Annotated in this window: 19 protein-coding genes and 1 rRNA gene; 13 read left to right on the top strand and 7 right to left on the bottom strand. The window is 72.6% G+C overall.

Annotated elements, in window-relative coordinates:
- Positions 1 to 94 (top strand): 5S ribosomal RNA (gene rrf / locus BMZ92_RS24800); the annotation flags it as partial.
- Positions 95 to 164: 70 nt separating this feature from the next.
- Here the strand turns inward: rrf and BMZ92_RS38285 are convergent.
- Positions 165 to 1,622 carry a hypothetical protein gene (locus BMZ92_RS38285; protein ID WP_245783233.1) on the bottom strand — a complete coding sequence of 486 codons (1,458 nt, stop codon included), beginning with the start codon at positions 1,620 to 1,622 and terminating at the stop codon, positions 165 to 167.
- Positions 1,623 to 1,652: 30 nt separating this feature from the next.
- Between BMZ92_RS38285 and BMZ92_RS38290 the strand changes: the two genes are divergently transcribed.
- From BMZ92_RS38290 to BMZ92_RS24840, 8 genes are all read left to right on the top strand, one after another.
- Positions 1,653 to 2,594 carry an ICP22 family protein gene (locus tag BMZ92_RS38290; protein WP_245783234.1) on the top strand — a complete coding sequence of 314 codons (942 nt, stop codon included), beginning with the start codon at positions 1,653 to 1,655 and terminating at the stop codon, positions 2,592 to 2,594.
- Positions 2,584 to 3,597 carry an HAD-IIA family hydrolase gene (locus BMZ92_RS24810; RefSeq protein WP_091512061.1) on the top strand — a complete coding sequence of 338 codons (1,014 nt, stop codon included), beginning with the start codon at positions 2,584 to 2,586 and terminating at the stop codon, positions 3,595 to 3,597. Before BMZ92_RS38290 ends, BMZ92_RS24810 begins: the two co-directional genes overlap by 11 nt.
- A gap of 13 nt (positions 3,598 to 3,610) precedes the next feature.
- Positions 3,611 to 3,802 (top strand): hypothetical protein, encoded by a 192-nt coding sequence (locus tag BMZ92_RS24815; RefSeq protein WP_091512063.1) that lies wholly within the window; start codon positions 3,611 to 3,613, stop codon positions 3,800 to 3,802.
- A 3-nt stretch (positions 3,803 to 3,805) separates the two neighbouring features.
- Complete coding sequence (locus BMZ92_RS24820; protein ID WP_091512068.1) at positions 3,806 to 4,615, top strand: TlyA family RNA methyltransferase; 810 nt, start codon at positions 3,806 to 3,808, stop codon at positions 4,613 to 4,615.
- A complete protein-coding gene (locus BMZ92_RS24825) occupies positions 4,612 to 5,523 on the top strand; it encodes an NAD kinase (protein ID WP_091512071.1) in 912 nt (303 codons plus the stop codon). The genes BMZ92_RS24820 and BMZ92_RS24825 overlap by 4 nt, the downstream gene beginning before the upstream one ends.
- A gap of 38 nt (positions 5,524 to 5,561) precedes the next feature.
- Positions 5,562 to 7,358, top strand: coding sequence for a DNA repair protein RecN (recN, locus tag BMZ92_RS24830; RefSeq protein ID WP_091512073.1), 1,797 nt, complete (start codon positions 5,562 to 5,564; stop codon positions 7,356 to 7,358).
- 424 nt (positions 7,359 to 7,782) lie between these two features.
- Positions 7,783 to 8,967 (top strand): putative cytokinetic ring protein SteA, encoded by a 1,185-nt coding sequence (gene steA, locus BMZ92_RS24835; RefSeq protein ID WP_091512075.1) that lies wholly within the window; start codon positions 7,783 to 7,785, stop codon positions 8,965 to 8,967.
- Entirely contained in the window at positions 8,964 to 9,911 is a 948-nt protein-coding gene (locus tag BMZ92_RS24840; protein WP_091512077.1) for a copper transporter, read from the top strand. Before steA ends, BMZ92_RS24840 begins: the two co-directional genes overlap by 4 nt.
- Here BMZ92_RS24840 and BMZ92_RS24845 read toward each other — a convergent pair.
- From BMZ92_RS24845 to BMZ92_RS24865, 5 genes are read right to left on the bottom strand one after another with little or no spacing between them, the layout of a single operon-like run.
- A complete protein-coding gene (locus BMZ92_RS24845; RefSeq protein ID WP_091512079.1) occupies positions 9,908 to 10,372 on the bottom strand; it encodes a flavin reductase family protein in 465 nt (154 codons plus the stop codon). The two genes, BMZ92_RS24840 and BMZ92_RS24845, sit on opposite strands and share 4 nt — an antisense overlap.
- The gene (locus tag BMZ92_RS24850) at positions 10,372 to 11,259 is read right to left on the bottom strand and encodes an alpha/beta hydrolase (RefSeq protein WP_091512081.1); all 888 of its coding nucleotides are present in this window, start codon (positions 11,257 to 11,259) and stop codon (positions 10,372 to 10,374) included. The genes BMZ92_RS24845 and BMZ92_RS24850 overlap by 1 nt, the downstream gene beginning before the upstream one ends.
- 9 nt (positions 11,260 to 11,268) lie before the next feature.
- Complete coding sequence (locus BMZ92_RS24855; protein WP_091512083.1) at positions 11,269 to 12,435, bottom strand: acyl-CoA dehydrogenase family protein; 1,167 nt, start codon at positions 12,433 to 12,435, stop codon at positions 11,269 to 11,271.
- A complete protein-coding gene (locus BMZ92_RS24860; RefSeq protein WP_091512086.1) occupies positions 12,432 to 12,818 on the bottom strand; it encodes a hypothetical protein in 387 nt (128 codons plus the stop codon). Before BMZ92_RS24860 ends, BMZ92_RS24855 begins: the two co-directional genes overlap by 4 nt.
- A complete protein-coding gene (locus BMZ92_RS24865; protein WP_091512088.1) occupies positions 12,815 to 14,053 on the bottom strand; it encodes an MFS transporter in 1,239 nt (412 codons plus the stop codon). The genes BMZ92_RS24860 and BMZ92_RS24865 overlap by 4 nt, the downstream gene beginning before the upstream one ends.
- Positions 14,054 to 14,187: 134 nt before the next feature.
- Between BMZ92_RS24865 and BMZ92_RS24870 the strand changes: the two genes are divergently transcribed.
- From BMZ92_RS24870 to BMZ92_RS24885, 4 genes are read left to right on the top strand one after another with little or no spacing between them, the layout of a single operon-like run.
- A complete protein-coding gene (locus BMZ92_RS24870) occupies positions 14,188 to 14,781 on the top strand; it encodes a TetR/AcrR family transcriptional regulator (protein WP_091512090.1) in 594 nt (197 codons plus the stop codon).
- 46 nt (positions 14,782 to 14,827) lie between these two features.
- Positions 14,828 to 15,289: a nuclear transport factor 2 family protein gene (locus tag BMZ92_RS24875; RefSeq protein ID WP_245783235.1), complete on the top strand. Its 462-nt coding sequence runs from the start codon at positions 14,828 to 14,830 to the stop codon at positions 15,287 to 15,289.
- A complete protein-coding gene (locus BMZ92_RS24880; protein ID WP_091512093.1) occupies positions 15,286 to 16,092 on the top strand; it encodes a Rossmann-fold NAD(P)-binding domain-containing protein in 807 nt (268 codons plus the stop codon). The genes BMZ92_RS24875 and BMZ92_RS24880 overlap by 4 nt, the downstream gene beginning before the upstream one ends.
- A gap of 18 nt (positions 16,093 to 16,110) precedes the next feature.
- On the top strand, positions 16,111 to 19,188 hold the full coding sequence (locus tag BMZ92_RS24885; protein WP_245783236.1) for a UvrD-helicase domain-containing protein: 3,078 nt from the start codon (positions 16,111 to 16,113) through the stop codon (positions 19,186 to 19,188).
- On the opposite strand, the gene BMZ92_RS24890 is transcribed toward BMZ92_RS24885, so the two are convergent.
- Positions 19,185 to 20,018, bottom strand: coding sequence for a TIGR03621 family F420-dependent LLM class oxidoreductase (locus tag BMZ92_RS24890; RefSeq protein WP_091512095.1), 834 nt, complete (start codon positions 20,016 to 20,018; stop codon positions 19,185 to 19,187). The two genes, BMZ92_RS24885 and BMZ92_RS24890, sit on opposite strands and share 4 nt — an antisense overlap.
- Positions 20,019 to 20,056 lie beyond the last annotated feature (38 nt).

Genomic DNA, 20,056 nt, shown 5'->3' on the forward strand with positions numbered 1-20,056 from the left:
AACGCCCGGTCCCATTCCGAACCCGGAAGCTAAGCCTGCCAGCGCCGATGGTACTGCACTCGTGAGGGTGTGGGAGAGTAGGACACCGCCGAACTTCTTTTCCGAAGGGCCCGCTAGGATAGCCGTTTGGCTGCTCCTGGCGGGCCCTTTGTGCATGTTCAAGATCAGATATTCAGCAACAGTAGGAGGAACAGGTGGCGGAGTTCGGACGGCGCGACGCAGAAGAAGGCGCCGCGTCCGATCGCCCGCGACGCCGTGACTCGGGGCCCGACAGGCGCCGTTCCGACGCTCCGCGTGGTGAGAGGCGGGGGTTCGGCGACGGCGGTGCCGGACAGTACGACCGCGACCGCGGTAACAGCGGTCGCCCGCGTTACCAGGACCGTGACGGCAACCGGTCCGGTGGGTGGAACCGCGACAGTGGCAGGTCGGGCGGCGGAGACCGCGACGACCGCCGGCGCGGCGACGACAACCGTTCCGGCGGCAGGTTCGACGACCGGCGCGGTGGCGACCGTCCCGGCCGGCAGCAGGATCGGCCGCGGTGGAACGACGAGCGTGGCGAGCGCCAGGGCCGCGGCGGCCGGGATGGCCGTGCGAACGACCGTGGCGGTCGCTGGAATGAGCGCGGTGGCGACGGCGGAGGCCGTCCGAACGACCGTGGCGGGGACCGTGGTGGCCGTTGGAACGACCGCGGTGACAGTGGAGGCCGTCCCAACGATCGGGGTGGCCGGTGGAATGACCGCGGCGGCCGCCAGGACGAGCGCGGGGGCCGGTGGAACGACCGGGGTGACCGCGGGGGCCGTGGGACCGAGCGCGGGGGTCGCCCGGGACGTCCGAACGAGCGCGGTGACCGGCCGGACTGGAACCGCGACCGCCGGGACGACCGTGGCGGGTTCCGCGGCCAGAACCGCTCCTTCGACGACCGCCGCACCGAGCGTGAGGGCAACCGGCGCTCCAACGACCGGGACGACTTCCGTCGTGGCTACCAGGACCGCGGTGCCGGGCGGTTCGACCGCAAGCCCGGCGAGCGTGGGGACAACCGCCGCTTCAACGACCGTTCCGGCGACCGCCGCTTCGACGACCGCGGTGGCAACCGCCGGTTCGATGAGCGTGGCGACAACCGTCGTTCCGACGACCGCGGCGGGAACCGGCGTTTCGACGAGCGGGCCGACAACCGTGGCGGCCGCCGGTTCGACGAACGCGGTGACAGCCGCCGTTCGGACAGCCGCGGTGACAACCGCGGCGAGCGGCAGTTCGGGCGGCGTGAGGACAACCGCGGTCGTGGCGACGACCGGCGCGGGCTCCGTGAGTACAACCGCCGGCCGGATGCCGAGCGTGGCGAGGACCGCCGTCCCGAGCGGGGCCGCGGTGACGACCGGCGGGCCGCCGGCCCTCGGAAGTCGTTCACGCCGAAGTCGTCCGACAAGCCGCTCGACGACGCCGCGCTCGCCAGGGAACTGCTCGAGGCGCCGGAGCTGCCGGAGGACATCGACTTCACCGACCTGGACGAGGAAGCCCGGCGCGAGCTGCGGACGCTGCCCCGGAACCTGGCGGAGACCGTCGGCAAGCACCTGGTCGCCGCGGGCGGCCTGATCGACACCGATCCGGAGGCCGCGCTCGAGCACGCCCGCTACGCGAAGGCGAAGGCTTCTCGCGTGCCGATCGTGCGTGAGGCGCTCGGGCTGGTTTCGTACCACGCGGGTCACTGGGCGGAGGCGCTGTCGGAGCTGCGTGCCGTCCGCCGGATGACCCGGACCGACACGCACATCGCGGTGATCGCCGACGCCGAGCGCGCGCTCGGGCGTCCCGAGCGGGCGCTGGACCTCGCGCGGGAGGCCGCGGGCAGCGACCTGCCGCGCGAAGTCGAGGTCGAACTGCGGATCGTCGCCGCCGGTGCGCGGCGGGACATGGGGCAGCTCGACGCGGCGGTCGTCTCCCTGCAGGGGCCGGACCTCGACGCGAAGAAGCGTGACCCGTGGAGCGCACGGCTCTTCTACGCCTACGCGGACAACCTCGCTGCCGCGGGGCGTGAGGAAGAGGCCATCCGCTGGTTCCTGAACGCCGCCGAGGCCGACGAGGACGAGGAGACCGACGCCGCCGACCGCGCGGCCGCCCTCGCCGCCGGTGAAGACATCACCGAGCAGGACGAATCGGCCGAGGAGCTGGACGACCTCGCGGACGCCGACAGCGACGAGGCGGCCGACGCCGCCGACGAGCTGGACGACAGCGCCGACGAGCTGGGCGACGACGCGGCCGAGGCGGGCGAGCTGGGTGACAGTGCGGCCGAGGCGGGCGACGCAACCGAGCCGGGCGACGTGGCTGAGCCGGGCGACGTGGCTGAGGCGGCGGACGAGCTGGACGACAGCGCGGCCGAGGCGGCCGAGATCGCGGGCGACGTGGCTGAGACGGCGGACGAGCCGGGCGAAAGCGCGAGCGCGGCGGCTGACGCCACCGCCGACGAGCCGGGCGGTCCCACGGGCGAAGCGACCGACGGCACCCCCGAAGCGGCTGACACCGCCGAACCCGGCCAGCAGGCGCAGGACTCCGAGCGCGAAGCCGGGCCGAGGGACGCCGGGGAGCGGCCGGATGGCGTCTGACGGAGAGGGGCTCGCGGCCGGGTACGACGTGCTGTTGTTCGATCTCGACGGCACCGTCTACCACGGCCCCGAGCCGATCCCGGGCGTCGCCGACGCCATTCGTGCGTTGCGGGACCGGGGCATCGCCGTCCGGTTCGTCACCAACAACGCCTCCCGCGCGCCTGAGGCCGTCGCGGAGACGTTGCGCGGCATGGCGATCGAGGCCGACGTCAGCGAAGTCAGCACCAGTGCACAGGCCGCCGCGAAGGTGCTCCGCGAGCGCCTGCCCGGCGGCGCGCAGGTGCTCGTCGTCGGCGCGCCCGCCCTCGAGGCGGAGGTCGAGGCCGCCGGCCTGACCCCGGTCCGGCAGGTGAGCGAGCACGTCGCCGCCGTCGTGCAGGGGCACTGGACCGAGACCGGCTGGAAGCACCTCGCCGAAGCCGCACTGGCCATCCGCGCCGGGGCGCTGTGGGTGGCGTGCAACGTCGACGCGACCCTGCCGACCGAGCGTGGCCTGCTGCCCGGCAACGGCGCCATGGTCGCGGCCCTCCGGACCGCCACCGACGCCGAACCCGTCGTCGCGGGCAAGCCCGCCGCGCCGCTGTTCCACACCGCCGCGCAGTCGGCCGGGGCGTCCAGGCCACTGGCCGTCGGCGACCGGCTCGACACCGACATCGCCGGAGCCATCACCGCGGGCGTCGATTCGCTCCTCGTGCTCACGGGGGTCGCGACGCCCGCGTCGTTGCTCGCCGCGGTGCCGGAAGAGCGGCCGACGTACGTCGCCCAGGACCTCGGCGCGCTCGACGAGCCCGCCGATGACCTCGCACCCGGTCCGCAGAAGGGCTGGCAGGTCGAGGTCGACGGCGAGACGCTCGTGGCGACGGGCAAGGGGCCCGGCGACGCGTACGGTCTGCTGCGGGCGTTGTGTCACGAAGCGTGGCAATCCGGCGTCACGGCTGTCCGTGCTGGGGACGATCTTGCCGCCACAGCGCTGGGCGAGCTGGGGCTCACGCACGCCCCATGACCAATCCGTTAGCGTGGTGACCGTGCAACACCAACGCCCCGTGCCTGGACCGCCACCGCAGCAGGTGGACCCGCGCGCCGGCATCGACGAGGCCATGGCCGGGCTCGAGAACCTGGACCAGGTTCCGCTCGCCGAGCACGTCGAGCGTTTCGACGCGGTCCACTCCCAGCTCACGGCTGCCCTGTCCGCCATCGACAGGGTCTGACCGATGCCCCGCAGGGCCCGCCTCGACGCCGAACTGGTCCGCCGGGGCCTCGCCCGCTCCCGTGAGCACGCGAGCACGCTGATCAGCGAGGGCAAGGTCACCGTGCGCGGCATGGTCGCCACCAAACCCGCCACCGGCGTGGAAGCGGGGGCCGCCATCGTCGTGCGCGGCGGCGACGACCCGAACTGGGCGTCCCGCGGCGCCTACAAGCTGCTCGGCGCGCTGGAGGCCTTCGAGCCCCGCGGCCTGACGGTCGAGGGCAAGCGCTGCCTCGACGCCGGCGCGTCCACCGGGGGCTTCACCGACGTGCTGCTGCGGCGGGGTGCGGCGAGCGTCGTCGCGGCCGACGTGGGGCGCGGGCTGCTGGACTGGCGGCTGCAGACCGACGAACGCGTGGTCGTGCTGGACAAGACGAACGTGCGCAGCCTGACCCCGGAGCAGACGGGCGGGCCGGTGGACCTCGTCGTCGGCGACCTGTCGTTCATCTCGCTGCGGCTCGTGCTGCCCGCGCTCGTGGCGTGCACGCACCCCGACGCCGACCTCGTGCCGATGGTCAAACCGCAGTTCGAGGTCGGCAAGGAACGGCTGGGCAGCGGAGGCGTCGTCCGCGACCCCGAACTGCGCGTCCAGGCGGTGCTGGAGGTGCTGGCCGCGGCGCGAGAACTGGGCCTGCACCCGCACGGTGTCGTCGCCAGCCCGCTGCCGGGGCCCTCGGGCAACGTCGAGTACTTCGCCTGGCTGCGCCGCGAGGAGTCCACAGTGGACGACGTCGAGGGGCTCGTGCGGACGGCTGTCGGAGAGGGTCCCCAGTGACGGTTGAGCGCGAGGTGCTGCTCGTCGTGCACCCCGACCGGAACGCGACGCGCGACGCGGCCCGCAAGGTCGCCGCCCAGCTCGCGGACGCGGGGATCGGGCTGCGCGTGACCGAGGACGACGTGCGCGACCTCATCCAGCAGGGCGGCGACGGCTCGCTCTGCCGCCTGGTCGCACCGCACGACCACCCCGCCGCCGGTGCCGAGCTGGTGCTCGTGCTCGGCGGCGACGGCACGCTGCTGCGCGCGGCGGAGATCGCGCGTCCCGCGGGCGTGCCGGTGCTGGGCGTCAACCTCGGCCGCGTCGGGTTCCTCACCGAGGCCGACTCCGACGCGCTGGAGGACACCGTGCACCGCGTGGTGGCCCGCGACTACACCGTCGAAGAGCGGATGACGATCGACGTCACCGTGACCCTCGACGGTGAACCGGTCGCCGACACGTGGGCGCTCAACGAGGCGAGCGTCGAGAAGAGCTCACGCGAACGGGTGCTCGACGCGTTGATCGAGGTGGACGGGCGGCCGGTGTCGTCGTTCGGCTGCGACGGCGTCCTGTGCGCCACGCCGACCGGATCCACCGCTTACGCGTTCTCCGCGGGCGGGCCGATCATCTGGCCGGACGTCGAGGCGCTGCTGGTGGTGCCGAGCAACGCGCACGCGATGTTCGCGCGCCCGCTCGTGGTGTCCCGGGACTCCGTGATCACGGTCGGGATCGACCCCGACGGCTCTTCGGCGGTCCTGACCTGCGACGGGATGCGGCACATCGCGTTGCCGAAGGGGGCGCGGGTGCGGGTCGTGGCGGGGCGCGTCCCGGTGCGGCTGGCGCGGCTGTGGTCGGGGCCGTTCACGGACCGGCTCGTGCACAAGTTCGCGTTGCCCGTGAAAAGTTGGCGCGAAAGACACCAAGGCTGACCGACAAATTGTCGGTCCCTCCCGCTACGGTGGTCCCCGTGCTGGCCGAGATGCGCATCCAGGGCCTCGGAGTGATCGAGGACGCCCTGCTCGAACTGCACCCGGGATTCACCGTGGTCACCGGCGAGACCGGAGCCGGCAAGACGATGGTGGTCACCGGGCTGCACCTGCTGTCCGGAGGCCGCGCGGAGGCCTCGAAGGTCCGGAACGGGTCCGGGCGCGCCGTCGTCGAGGGCCGGTTCGAGGGCGTGCTCGCCGAGCACGTCGCCCGGATCGTCGCCGACGCGGGCGGCGAGCCCGACGAGGACGGCAGTCTCATCACCATGCGCTCGGTGAGCGCCGACGGGCGGTCGCGCGCGCACCTGGGTGGGCGGTCGGTGCCGGTGAGCGTGCTGTCCGACCTGGCCGACCGGCTGCTGGCCGTGCACGGGCAGAACGACCAGCTGCGCCTGCTGCGGCCGACCGAGCAGCGGGACGTGCTGGACCGCTTCGCCGGGGAGGCCGTGGCCGAGCCGCTCGCGCGCTACCGCGAGGTGCGGGACGAGTGGCAGGCGGTGGTGCACGAGCTGGCCGAGCGGCAGAGCCGGTCCCGTGAGCTGGCGCAGCAGGCCGACCTGCTGCGGCACGGGCTCGACGAGATCGCGGCGGTCGACCCGCAGGCCGGTGAGGACGCGGAGCTGGCCGAGCAGATCAAGCGCCTCGCCGCGGCCGACGAACTGCGGGAGGCGGCGAGCTGGGCGCAGGCCGCGGTGTCCGGAGCGGCCGACGGCGACCCGGACCAGCCCGGCGCGCTGGGCCTGGTGGGGGAGGCGCGGCGACGGCTCGCGGCGGCGGAGGACCCGGCGCTGCGTGACCTCGAACCACGGCTGGCGGAGGCCGCGGTGCTGCTGTCGGACGTGGGCGCCGAGCTGGGCGGTTACCTCGACGCGCTGGACGCCGATCCGGAGCGGCTCGAGCAGGTGCTCGCGCGGCAGTCCGAGCTGAAGAAGCTGACGCGCAAGTATGCGGCCGACATCGACGGTGTGCTGGCGTGGGCGGAGGACGCGCGCACGCGGCTCGCCGGCATGGACACGTCCGAGGAAGCGCTTGCCGAGCTCGCCGCGCGGCGGGACGAGCTGGCGGCGCGGCTGGCCGAGCACGCCTCGACGTTGTCGAAGGCGCGTGCCGCGGCGGCGACCGAGCTGGCCTCGGCTGTCACGGCGGAGCTGGCCGGGCTGGCGATGGGGCAGGCGCAGATCGACGTCACGGTGCAGCGGCGGCCCGCCGAAGCCGGGGATCCGCAGGCGCTGGAGGTCGAAGGCGAGCTGGTGCACGCGGGTGGCGGCGGGATCGACGAGGTCGAGCTGCTCCTGCGGGCGCATTCGGCGGCGCCACCGCTGCCCGTGCACAAGGCGGCGTCGGGCGGTGAGCTGTCGCGCGTCATGCTGGCGATCGAGGTCGTGCTCGCGCACGCGGACACCGTGCAGACACTGGTGTTCGACGAGGTGGACGCCGGGGTCGGCGGCCGCGCGGCGGTCGAGATCGGCCGCCGCCTGGCGCGGCTCGCGCGGAGCCACCAGGTGCTGGTGGTCACGCACCTGCCGCAGGTGGCGGCGTTCGCGGACCGGCACCTGGTGGTGGACAAGGGCACCGCGGAGGGGATCACGCGCAGCGGGGTGAAGACGCTGGAGCAGTCCGAGCGGGTGCAGGAGCTGGCGCGGATGCTCGCCGGGATGGAGGGCACCGAGACCGGCCGGGCGCACGCGGAGGAACTGCTCGCGGTAGCGGAGGCCGACAAGGCGGCCGCCGCGAGGCCCGGCAAGAAGGGCGACGGGGGGCGGAAGCGGAAGAAGTAGGGGGTTGCCGGGGGGCGGCTGTTTGCCGCGCGGCGGCTGCCCGGGGCGGCTGCGGCTGGCGGTTGCCGGGGTCGGACACTTCGGTCAGGTGCAACGCTGCCTTGCGGCGACGGCTTTGGATTCGGGCAGGGACTGCCGGGCGACCCGGCGCCACGCTGGGCGTGGGCGTGGCGAATGGCCACCGGTGCCGCTCGGCACAGACCACCCGCGTAACCGAGGACGATGAGGCCTGCGGTCGCCGGATGCGGCGTCAGGCCCCTCCGAAATCCCCCCATCCCCAGGTCCACGGGGGCTTCCGCGCCGCCGGCGCCGCGGTCACGGCCGTGGGTACCAGCGGAAACACGGCGGAGATCACGCTCGGAAACAGGCGTCACTACGGCGTGTTGTCCGCGTCAGCGCTGATCCGTTTGTCACTATCGGACTCATGAAGCTGACCGGACTGCTGACGCGCCACACGGAGTCCCTCCCCGGCATCACCGGCGTCGCCCGGGTGGACCGGCGGACCCGGGAGCTTCTGCGCCGCGTCAGTCCGGGTGACATCGTCGTGCTGGACCAGCTCGACCTGGACCGCGCGACGGCCGATGCGCTCGTCGAGGCCGAGGTCGCGGCGGTCGTCAACGCGTCGCCCTCGATCTCGGGGCGTTTTCCCAACCTGGGGCCCGAAGTGGTCGTCGGCGCGGGCATTCCCCTCGTTGACGGCGTGGGCGGCGAAGTGCTGCGGCGGCTCAAGGACGGCACCAAGGTCCGGCTGCACGAGGGCGTCCTGTACATCGGGGAACGCCGCATCGCCGCCGGCACCGAGCAGACCCGCGAGAGCGTCGCCGACCAGATGATCGAGGCCAAGGCCGGGATGTCCACCCAGCTGGAAGCCTTCTCCGCCAACACGATCGAGTTCCTCCGTCGCGAACGGACACTCATCCTCGACGGCGTCGGCGTGCCCAAGGTGCGGGTGCCGCTGCGCGACCGGCACGTCCTCGTCGTCGCGCCCGGCAAGGGCCACGCCGCGGACCTCAAGGCCCTCAAGAAGTACATCGCCGAGCACCGGCCCGTACTGGTCGGTGTGGACGGTGGCGCCGACACGCTGCGCGAGCTGAAGTACCAGCCCGACATCATCGTCGGCGACCCCAACGGCATCGACGCCGAAACCCTCAAGTGCGGGGCCGAGGTCGTCGTCCCGGCGCAACCCGACGGGCACGCGCCGGGCGTCACGCGGATCCAGGACCTCGGCATCGGCGCCGTCACCTTCCCGGCCTCCGGCAACCCGGAGGACCTGGCGCTGCTGCTCGCCGACACGCACGAGGCGAGCCTCGTCGTCACGGTCGGCTTCCAGGCGACACTGGCGGAGTTCCTCGACCACGGCCGCTCCGGCTCCAACCCGTCCACCTTCCTCACGCGCCTCAAACTGGGCACGAAACTGGTGGACGGCAAGGCCGTCGCCGCACTGCACCGCAGCCGCGTCTCCCTCGGCGCGATCGTGCTGCTCGTCGTCGCCGCGCTCGTGGCCGTGGCCGTCGCGCTGCTGATGTCCGACGTCGGCAGCGTGTACCTCGACTGGATCCGCGACACCTGGAATTCGTTCACCAGCTGGGTCAAGGGGCTTTTCGCGTGATTTCTCTGCGGTACCACATCGTCTCGATCGCGGCGGTGTTCCTGGCACTGGCCGTCGGCGTGGTGCTCGGGTCGACGGCGCTCAGTGGTTCGCTGCTTTCCGGGCTGTCCAACGAAAAGGGCGAGCTCGCGAGCCAGGTGTCCGATCTGGAGGCCCAGCGCAACGCGCTCAACGCCCGCCTCGCCGACGCCGACGCCTTCGCCGGCGCGATGGGGCCGAAGGTCGTCGCGGGCGCGCTCGCGCAGCGGTCGGTCATCCTGATCACCACCGAGGACGCCAAACCCGCCGACCGGGACGCGCTCAAACAGCTGATCGGTCAGGCCGGGGCCACGGTCACCGGCGAACTGCAGCTCACGTCGTCCTTCGTGGACCCCGCGAAAGCCGACCAGCTGCGCCAGGTCGTGACGCGCCTGCAGCCCGCCGGCTCGGTGTTCCCGACCGCCGGTGACCCCGGCACCCTCGCCGGGGCGCTCGTGGGTTCTGTGTTGCTGCTCAACAAGGACACCGCGCAGCCGCAGTCCACAAGGGACGAGCTCGCGGCGGCGATCAGCGGGCTCACCGACGGCGGGTTCGTCAAGCCCAGCCCCAGCATCGGCCCGGGGCAGCTCGCCGTCGTGCTCACCAGCGGCCAGGCGACCGGCGACGGCGCGGGCGACAAGGCCGCGACGCTGGCCCGCTTCGCCACGCAGCTCGACCGGTCCGGTGCGGGCGCGGTGCTCGCCGGTGACCCCGCGTCGGCCGAGGGCACGGGTGCGATCGGTGTCGTCAGGGCCGACACCTCGGCGACGAGCATCCTCTCCACAGTGGACAACGTGAACACCGCCGCCGGCCGCGTGGCGACCGTGCTGGCACTGCGTGAGCAGCTCGACGGCGCCGTGGGCCGGTACGGCATCGCGGGCAACGCCCAGGCGCCCGCGCCTGGCGTGGCGGCCACCGGCAGCTAGGCCAGCTGCCGGAAAGCGCTGCCGTGGAACACCAGCGGCGCTCCGGCGGAGGAGAACTCCAGCGCGTGGATGCGCAGCAGGGCGATCAGGTGGTCCCCGGCGGGCAGTTCTTCGTGCAGGACGCAGTCGAAGCGCGCGGGTGAGCCGTCGACGAACACCGCGCCCGTGGGGCTCGCCGTCCAGGGGACGCCCGCGAAGCGGTCGGCCGGGGCGGACAGGCGGCGGCACAGCGCGTCGTGCCCGGCGGCGAGCACCGTCACCCCGATGGCGGGAGCCGTCCGCAGGCGCCGCCACGTCTTCGAACCGCCCTGGATGCACACCGCCAGCAACGGCGGGTCCAGCGACACCGGCGTGAAAGCGCTTACCGCCATGCCGTCGGGTGCGCCGTCGACCAGCGCGCACAAGGCCGTCACGCCGCTGGGGAAGCAGGCGAACGCGGCCCGCAAGGTGCTCTGCTCCATCACATCTCCCAGCTCTCGAACAGGAACCGCACCGCGCGGTCCACGAGTTCGGGCGACGAGAACTCCGGCGCGGCGTGGTCGGCCCCGGGCACGACCACGAGGGTCGCGGACACGCCCGCCCGGGAAAGCCCTTTCTGCAAGCGCTTGCTCTGCGCGAGGCCGACCCGGTGGTCGTCGTCGCCGTGCATGATCAGGAACGGTGGTGCGCCCGGCCCGGCGAGCGCGAGCGGGTCGGCGGCCGAGGGCGGGCACGACCCGAGGAACTGCGCGACGATCGCGTCGATCGCCCGCAGCTGCTCCTCGGTGTTCTCGTGCGCGTCCTCGCGCAGACGTGCCAAATCGGCCACGCCGTAGTGGTCCACCACGGCCGACAACGCCGGGGATACGTCCAGGTGCGTGCCGACCTCGCGGCCGAGCGGACGGGTCCCGGTGAGCGCCGCCATCGTCATCAGGTAGCCCCCGGCCGAGCTGCCCCAGCCCGCGATCCGGTCCGCCGCGAGGCCGAACCGGTCCGCCGACGCACGCACCCAGCGGATGGCGGCGCGCAGGTCCTCGACGGGTTCGGGGAAGGAGACCTCGCCCGCCAGCCGGTAGGCGACCGAGGCGACGGCGATGCCGCGCCGCGGCAGGTCGTGCCACGGGCCGATCGCGGGGATGCCGCCGACGAAACTCCCGCCGTGCGCGTAGACGACCACCGGGTACGGACCCGGTCCGGTCGGCACGTGCAGGTCCAGCCGCAGCGGCCGCCAGCCGATCATCGTCGCGTAGGCGACGTTGAGGTAGCTCCGCGCGCCGGGCAGCACCGAAACCGGCCGCGGTTCGGTGATCCCGGCGGGTGCCAGCGCCGCGTAGTCCACCGGCGCCACGAGTTCCGAGGGATGGGGCACGTCCGCTCCTCAGAACCGGAAGTAGTCCGAAATGGACGGAAACCGCCCGGACAGCTCGTAGGCCCCGATGAGCGCGTTCTTCGCGTCGATCGAGTCGTGCGAGGCGAACGTCCTGGCGTTGCGCCAGAACCGGTCGAAGCGGTAGCGGTTCGACGTGCTGCGTGCCCCGGTGAGGTCGTGCACGCGCGCGGACACCCCGACCCCGGCCATGGTGCTGGCGACCTTCGCGCGGAACCCGCGGACACCCATCTCGCCGGCGTCGACGGGAGGTGCTTCGAGTTCGGCGGCGACGGTGAGCAGCAGCGCGCGGGCGGCGGCCAGCTCGCTCGACATCTCGCCGAGCTGCCGGTGCATCAGCGGATCCTCCAGCGCGGTACCGAACTTCGGCATGCTCGCCCGGTTCAGCTCCCGCAGGTAGGCGGTCGTCGCCTCGAACGCACCTTCGCCGATGCCCTGCAGGAGCGCGCCGTGCAACAACATCGCCGCACACAGGAAGTACGGGTCAGGCTGGTGGGAGGCGAAGTGCCAGCCGTCGGGCACGAACACGTCGCGGTAGGCGATGGTCTGGCTGTACGTGCCGCGCTGGCCCATGTTGTCCCAGTCGTGGCGGAGTTCCAGTGCCGGGTCGTCGAGCCGCACCAGCGCCTGGTGGCGGGCGCCGTCGAGGTCGAAGCTGACGCACGCCAGGTCCCGGCCGCCCCCGCCGCTGTTGGTGTTGAACGTCTTGGTGCCGTTCACGACGAGCCCACCGGGCACCCGCCTGCCGAGAACCCGGCCCGTGCCACCGGTTTCGGCGTTCGACGCGACGAGCCGGCGACCTTCGTGGATCAGCTCGCCGGCCAGCTGCTGCTTGGTTTCGGCAGGCAGGCCGGACGCGAACAGCTCGCGGGCGACGAGGACGGTGGTGCTCCAGCACTGGCCGGTCGAGCCGTCCGCGGCGCTGATCTCCACGATCGTCTCGATGACTTCCCGCCAGCCGCCGTAGGGGCCGCCGTCCCACAGCCCCCCGAACTCGGTGGGCACGTTGATCCGGTGCAGCGCGGCTTCGCCGAGCAGGCGCAGGTTTTCCGTCGGGTCGGCGCCCTCGGCGTCGATGCGGGGCGAGTCCTTCGCCAGCCGGGGCCGCAGGGCGCGGGCCCTGGCGACGACTTCCTCGCGGGTCTGGGGCAGGTTCATCGGGTCTCCTCGCGGATCTCGCCGCGGTCGTTGAACGTCCACGGTTCGGCGTCGGGTTTGGGGGAGCGCTCCAGGAGCTCGACGACGTAGTGCGTGACCGTCTCGTCGCCGAGGTTGCGGATCCGGTGCGGCGTAAGGGGTTTCCGGTGGCCGACGGTGCGGTAGAGGACGAACCCCGGGCGCGCCTCCTGCACCAGCCCCCAGTCCTCGTCGCCCAGTTCCTGCGCCTGCGCCAGGCCGGCGTCGGGCCAGAGCACCACGTGGTCGTGGTGGTGCTGGTGGAAGTCGAACATCTGGCCGGGCGCCAGCGTCATCGACCACACGCGCACCCGGTCGTTCTCGAAGATCAGGGTGTCCCCCGGGTTCGGCGGGAATCCGGTCACGGCAGGTCCTTCCTCGGTTGCAGGACGCGGTGGTCGAGCACCGCGATGGCGATCAGGGCGACGACGGGCAGCGCGGTCAGCTGGATCAGGGCGGCGGTGCCCCAGCCGAGGCGCTGCACGAGCGAGGCGAAGACGTACCCGGACACCGCGGCGGGCAGGTAGACGGAGAGGGTGAAGATCCCGGTGGCGCGCCCGACGGCGGAGACCGGCACGCTGCGCTGGATCAGCATCGACGTGACCAGCAGCAGGAACCCGCTGAGCGAGATGCCCTCCACGACGGACAGCAGCGCCTGCACGACCGGCCCACTGTGGAGGTTGAACATCAGTGCTCCGGCGACCATGCTGCCGACGACGGAGGCGACGAGCAGCCAGCGCGGGTTGTAGCGGTCGGCGAGCGGGCCCGACACCATGCTCAGCAGCGAGCCGACGGCGAAGATCCCCGTCACCACCCCGAGTTCGCCGGTGCCGAAGTGCAGTTCCGTGCGCAGGTACGTCGGGTAGAGACCGAGGTAGCTGTAGCCGCAGAAGCCGGGGACGAAGGCGAGCACCGCGCAGGCGAGGAGGTTGCGGTTGACGGGCAGTTTCGTGCGGACCGCGATCGCGGCGGCGGGTTCCGTGCGCACCTCGGTGAACCAGCGCGGCACGACGACGAGCATGACGACCAGCAGCAGTGCGCCGAGCCCGGCGTAGAGGAAGAACGGTGCGTGCCAGCTGCCGAAGCCGTCGGCGAGGGCCGTGCCGACGACGGGGCTGAGGAACGCGCCGACGCCGTAGGCGACGTTGATGCTGCCGAGGGCGAATCCCTTGCGCCGCACGAAGAACGACCCCACCGCGGCGAACAGCGCGGCGTACTGGATGCCTTCGCCGACGCCGGAGAGGATGCGGTAGGTCACCAGCGTGGTGAAGCCCGTGGACAGCGGTTGCAGCAGGGTGGCGACGCTGAACACGGCGATCCCGACCGCGATGACGGTCTTGCGCCGGAAGCGGTCGGTGAGGAAACCCGAGGCCAGGCCGGCGAAACCGAGCCCGAGGGTGAACACGGTGGACAGCAGCCCGCTCTGGCCGGCGGAGAGCTGGTACTCGGTGCGGATGTCGGGGAGCAGGACGGGCAGGACCTGCCGGTCGAGCGCGTTGACCAGGAACGTCAGGTCCAGGACGACGAGTGCGAGGAGGGCGGTGGCACCACGCGGGGTGCGGGTGCCGGGGGCGGAGAGGGCGGTGGGTTGCGTGCTCATGGGCGACCTTCCGGAGAAAGAAGGGGGATGAGAGGGAGCCGCAGGCCTGCCGTTGTTAAGCAGGTCGATACCGTATCGTCCCGACGAGTTTAGAGAGGACGGTACGGTCCTGTCCAGAGGTAGAATCGCCGTCCATGGAGCCGACCAAGCGCCGGACCCCGACCGGGGCCGCCGTACTGCGCCAGGACCTGACCGATTCGATCGTCGACGCCGCGCTCGACGAGCTGGCCGAAAAGGGCTACCGGGGCCTTTCGATGGATGCCGTGGCGCGCCGCGCCGGGGTGGGCAAGAGTGCGCTGTACCGCCGCTGGCCCTCGAAGCTCGAAATGGCCGTGAGTATCGTCGCGGCGCTGGGTGTTCCGCTCGCGGACGTGCCGGACAAGGGCTCGTTCCGGGAGGACGTCCGCGCGCTGCTCGACGCGGTGCAGGTGTGGTTCGAGGACCCGCGGCTCGGGCCGATCTTCGTCGACCTGCTCGGCGTGGCGCGGCAGAACGAGGCGCTGGGGCACGCGCTGACCGAGCACCTCGGCGAGCCGCGGCGGGCGCACGGCCTGCGCATCGTCGAGCGGGCGATCGAGCGGGGCGAGCTGCCCGCCGACCTCGACCGCGAGCTGGCGCTGGACGTGTTCGCGGCGCCGGTGTTCTGGCGGCTGCACGTCCGCCGGGAGCCGGTGACGGCGGAGTACCTGGACCAGGTCGCCGACCTGGTGGTGAAGGCGTTCCGGTGAGGTAATCTGGTCGGGACGATACCGTTTCGACCATTCCGGAGGAGTTGTGAACGCCTACCTCTCCGTGCAGGACCGGCGCCAGCGCGCGCACGGAGCCGTCGACCGGCTCCACGAGCGGTTGCTGGCGCACGACATGGCCGGGTTCGCCGACGTGTTCGCCGGTCACGGGGTCATCGAGTTCCCCTTCGCGCCGCCCGGCTGGCCGACGCTGCGGGGCCGCGACCAGATCCGCGAGTACCTGATGGGCAACGTGGACGAGATCGACCTGACCGGGATCGTGGCGCAGACGCGGTACGAGACCACCGATCCCGACGTGCTGATCGTCGAGTGGGAGGTCGACGGCACGGTGCGCGCCACCGGACGGCCGTACCGGATGCGCTACATCAACGTGGTCAAGGTCGGTCCCGAGGGCATCGAGCTGTTCCGCGACTACTGGAGCCCGCTCGCCGTCGGGCACGCCCTCGGGCGGCTGGACGAGCTGACGGCGATGCAGGAGGGGGCAGCGTGAAGGTGCTCGTGACCGGGGCGACCGGCAACACCGGGAAACCGCTTACCGGACTGCTCACGGAAGCGGGCGCGACCGTGCGCGCGGCCAGCCGGAGGAGCGGTTTCGACTGGTCCGACCCGGAGACCCACGCGGCCGCGCTCGATGGCGTCGAACGGCTCTACCTCGTCGCGCCGGTCGGCGTCGCCGAGCCGGAACCCCTCGTGCGGCCGTTCCTGGCACGCGCGCGGGAGGCCGGCGTCCGGCGGACCGTGCTGCTCAGCTCATCGGCGGTCCGGACCGGCGACCCCGGGCTGGGCCGGGTCGACCAGGCCGTGCGGGAGATCATGCCGGAGTTCGCCGTGCTGCGGCCGTCGTGGTTCATGCGGAACTTCGTCGGGGACCACCCCGTGGCGAACGGCATCCGCGAGCGGGGTGAGATCGTGACGGCCACCGGCGACGGGCGGGTCGCGTTCGTGGATCCCGCCGACATCGCGGCGTGCGCGGCGGCGTTGCTGCTGGCCGACGACTGCGAGAACACCGACCACGTGATCACGGGGCCGGAAGCGGTCAGCTACGCCGAGGCCGCCGCGATCTACACCGAGGTCACCGGCGTTCCCGTGCGGCACATCGACGTGACCGCGCCGGAACTGGCACGTCGGTTCACCGAGGCCGGGTATCCCGAGGACTTCGCGGCGGCGCTCGCCGCGCTCGACGAGGACATCCGGCACGGCAGCGAGGACCGGGTGACCGGCACCGTCCAGCGTCTCACCGGGCGGGCGCCGAAACCGCTGCGCCGGTTCCTGGCCGAGCACGTGGGTGGCTAGCAAGCGCTTTCTGGCAAGATGCCGCGGGTGCGTTTTGTTGCCGACCTGCACATCCACTCGAAGTACTCCCGCGCGTGCAGCCGCGACTGCGACCTCGAACACCTGACGTGGTGGGCGCGGCGCAAGGGCATCGCACTCGTCGGCACGGGTGACTTCACCCATCCCGCCTGGTTCGAGCACCTGCGGGAGAACCTCGAACCGGCCGAGCCGGGGCTGTTCCGGCTGCGTGCGGACCTCGACGCGGACATCCGCCGCCGGCTGCCACCGACGTGCGCGGCGGCGGATGTCCGGTTCATGCTCTCGGTCGAGATCTCCACGATCTACAAACGGGACGAGCGCACCCGCAAGGTGCACCACCTGGTCTACGTGCCGGACTTCGAGGCGGCCGGGAACTTCAACCGCAAGCTCGGCCGCATCGGCAACCTCGGCTCCGACGGGCGCCCGATCCTCGGGCTGGATTCCCGCGACCTGCTGGAGATCACGCTCGAAAGCGGCGCCGGTTCCTACCTCGTGCCCGCGCACGTGTGGACCCCGTGGTTCGCCGTGCTGGGCTCGAAATCCGGCTTCGACGCGATCGAGGACTGCTACGCCGATCTCGCCGGACACGTCTTCGCGCTGGAGACCGGTCTGTCCAGCGATCCCGAGATGAACTGGCGCGTTTCGGGCCTCGACAAGTACCGGCTGGTCAGCAATTCCGACGCGCATTCCCCGCCGATGCTCGGCCGTGAGGCGACGCTGTTCGACACCGAGCTCGACTACTTCGCGGTGAAACGCGCGCTGGAAACCGGGAACGGGCACGCGGGCTCGCTGGAGTTCTTCCCCGAGGAGGGGAAGTACCACGTGGACGGGCACCGCAAGTGCGGGGTGCGGATGGAGCCGGAGGAGACCCGCGCACACGGCGGCCGGTGCCCGGAGTGCGGGAAAGCGCTTACCGTCGGCGTCCTCAGTCGCGTCGAGGACCTCGCCGACCGGCCCGCACCCGTGCGGCCGCCAGGCGCGGCCGCCTTCGAAAACCTCGTGCCGCTGCCGGAGATCATGAGCGAGATCCTCGGCGTGGGACCGAAGAGCAAGAAGGTGCTCGGCGAGATCGACAAGCTCACGGCCACCTTCGGACCGGAGCTGACGATCCTGCGGGACGTGCCGGCCGAGGACCTCGAAACGCGGTCGCCGCTGCTGGGGGAGGCGGTGCGCCGGCTGCGGCGTGGCGAGGTGATCCGCGAGGCCGGGTACGACGGCGAGTACGGCGTGATCCGGCTGTTCGACCCGGCGGAGATCAAGCGCTCGACGACGATCGGCCTGTTCGACGACGGGCTGTTCGCCACGCCCGAGGAACCCGCCAAGCCCGCGCGGAAACCGGTGGCGGCGCCGGTGAGCGCGCCGGAAGCCCGGCCCGCCGCGCCGGACAACGGCGGGTTGCTCGACGGCCTCGACCCCGACCAGCGCGCCGCCGCGGGCAGCGGCGGGGGACCGCTGCTGATCATCGCGGGCCCGGGCACCGGCAAGACGCGGACGCTGACGCACCGGCTGGCGCACCTGGTGTCCGAACGCGACGTCCCGCCGGAACAGTGCCTCGCGATCACGTTCACCCGCCGGGCCGCGGAAGAGATGGCCGAGCGGCTCGCCGCGCTCGTGCCGGACCACGCGCCGCGCCTGACCATCGCCACGTTCCACTCGCTCGGCGTGCGGATCCTGCGGGAGCAGCACGACCGGGCGGGGCTGAGCGCGGACTTCGGCATCGCCGACCACGCCCGGCAGCTCGCCGTGCTCGCCGAGGTCACCGGCGACGAGGCCGGTGCGCGACGCGCGCTCGCGGAGCTGTCCCGCACCCGCCGCACGGGAACGCCGGACGAACTCGCCGAGCGGTACACGAAAGCCTTGCGGCAGCAGGATCTCGTGGACTTCGACGACCTCGTCGCGCTGCCGGTCGCCCTGCTGGAGGCCGATCCGGCGCTCGTCACCGCCTACCGCGAGCGCTTCCGGTGGATCGCCGTCGACGAGTACCAGGACGTGGATGAACAGCAGTACCGGCTGCTGCGGCTGCTCGCGCCGCCGGACGGGAACCTGACCGCGATCGGCGACCCGGACCAGGCGATCTACCGGTTCCGCGGCGCCGATGTCGGGTTCTTCCTGCGGTTCCGGCAGGACTTCGCGTCGGCGCGCACGGTCCAGCTGACGCGCAACTACCGGTCCAACCCGCACATCCTCGGCACGGCGTTGAAGGCGATCGAGCCGGGCACGCTCGTGCCGGGGCGGGAGCTGCGGCCGATGGGCGAACACGGCGACGCGCTCGTGGGCGTGCACCACGCCGCGGACGAGCGCGCGGAGGGCGCGTTCGTCGCCCGCACGATCGACCAGCTGCTCGGCGGCGCGTCGTTCCACTCGCTCGACAGCGGGCGCGTCGTCGGCGACGGCAGTCAGGGGCTCGACTTCTCGGACTTCGCGGTGCTGTACCGGACGGACCGGCAGGCGCGGGCGGTGGTGGAGGCGCTCACGCAGGCCGGGCTGCCGTTCCAGAAGCGCTCCCACGACCGGCTCGCGGAACGGCCGGGCGTCGAGGAGATCCTCGCCGAACTCGCGTACGCGGGCGGTACCGTGCTGGACCGGGTGCGGCGCGCCGCGGACGTCGTGCTCGGGCGGGGCGCGGAGGAGGCCGAGGTGCACACCGCGGTCGACCTGCTGACCCCGCTGGCGCTGGAGTGCGGGGACGACCTCGCGCGGTTCCGGACGGAGCTGTCGCTGGGCGTCGAGGTGGACACGTGGGACCCGCGGGCGGACCGCGTGTCGCTGCTGACCCTGCACGCGGCCAAGGGGCTGGAGTTCCCGGTCGTGTTCGTCGTCGGCTGCGAGGACGGGCTGCTGCCGTTGCGGTGGCCGGGAACCGAGCCGGCGGAGGAGGAACTGGCGGAGGAGCGGCGGCTGCTGTTCGTCGGGATCACGCGGGCGCAGCGGCACCTCTACCTCAGCCACGCCGCGTCGCGGGCCGGGCGCCCGGCCGCCGTGTCCCGGTTCTTCGCCGACCTCGGGGACGGCGTGCAGCGGATCGGGGACGTGGTGCCGAAGGCCCGGCCACGCGAGACGCAGCTGCGGCTGCTCTAGGTCCCGGACAGGGCTTCCACCACGGGAGCGGCGGTCTCCAGCGTGGCGGCGTTGATCGTCACGTAGGAGACGCCGAATTCGTCGCGCCGGCGCTTCAGCGTGTCGATCACCGTGGCGGTGTCGCCGTTGAGCACGGAGACGTGGCGGTTGTCCTGGGCGGTCGCGGGATCGATGCCGAACAGGCGCACCAGCGGGGACATCTCCCCGTCACCGATGTGGAAGACGTTGACGCTCAGCTCCAGCGCGTCGAAGCGGTTCCCGGCCACGTCCCGCACGAGCCGCAGCTTCTCGCCGAGGCCGCGTTCGCTGCCGTCCGCGTGCACCGCCACGATGTCGGCCCGCTGCGCTGCGACCGACAGCAGCCGGTCACCGCCTCCGGCGATCATCACCGGGGGACGCCTGCCTTCGAAGGTGCCTTCGGCGTACAACCGGTCGACGGTGTCGACGGTTTCCGCGACCTGCCGCACCCGTTCGCCCGCCGTGCCGAACGGGACGCCGACCACCTCCGCGTCGCGGGCCGCGTCCGGCCGCCCCGCGCCCAGGCCCAGCTCGAACCGGCCCCCGGAGAACCGGTCGAGCGAGGCGGCCTCCCAGGCGATCAGACCCGGTGGGCGCAGCGGCACGGCGAGCACGAACGTGCCCAGCCGCAGGCGCTCGGTCACCGTGGCGGCACCGCCGAGCACCGGGAACGGGGACAGGGCCCCGGTACCGTCCGGTACGAGCAGGGTCGAGAACCCCAGGTCCTCGGCCCGCCGGGCGAGCGCGGCCCAGTCCGGCGCCGGCTGCCGGGGACCGACGACCAGGCCGAAGCGGAAAACCCTTGGCGACACGGAACTCTCCTTTGCTAGCGTCGTGATCACTCCACTGA

The organism is Amycolatopsis sacchari, assembly GCF_900114035.1.
GTDB lineage: Bacteria > Actinomycetota > Actinomycetes > Mycobacteriales > Pseudonocardiaceae > Amycolatopsis_E > Amycolatopsis_E sacchari.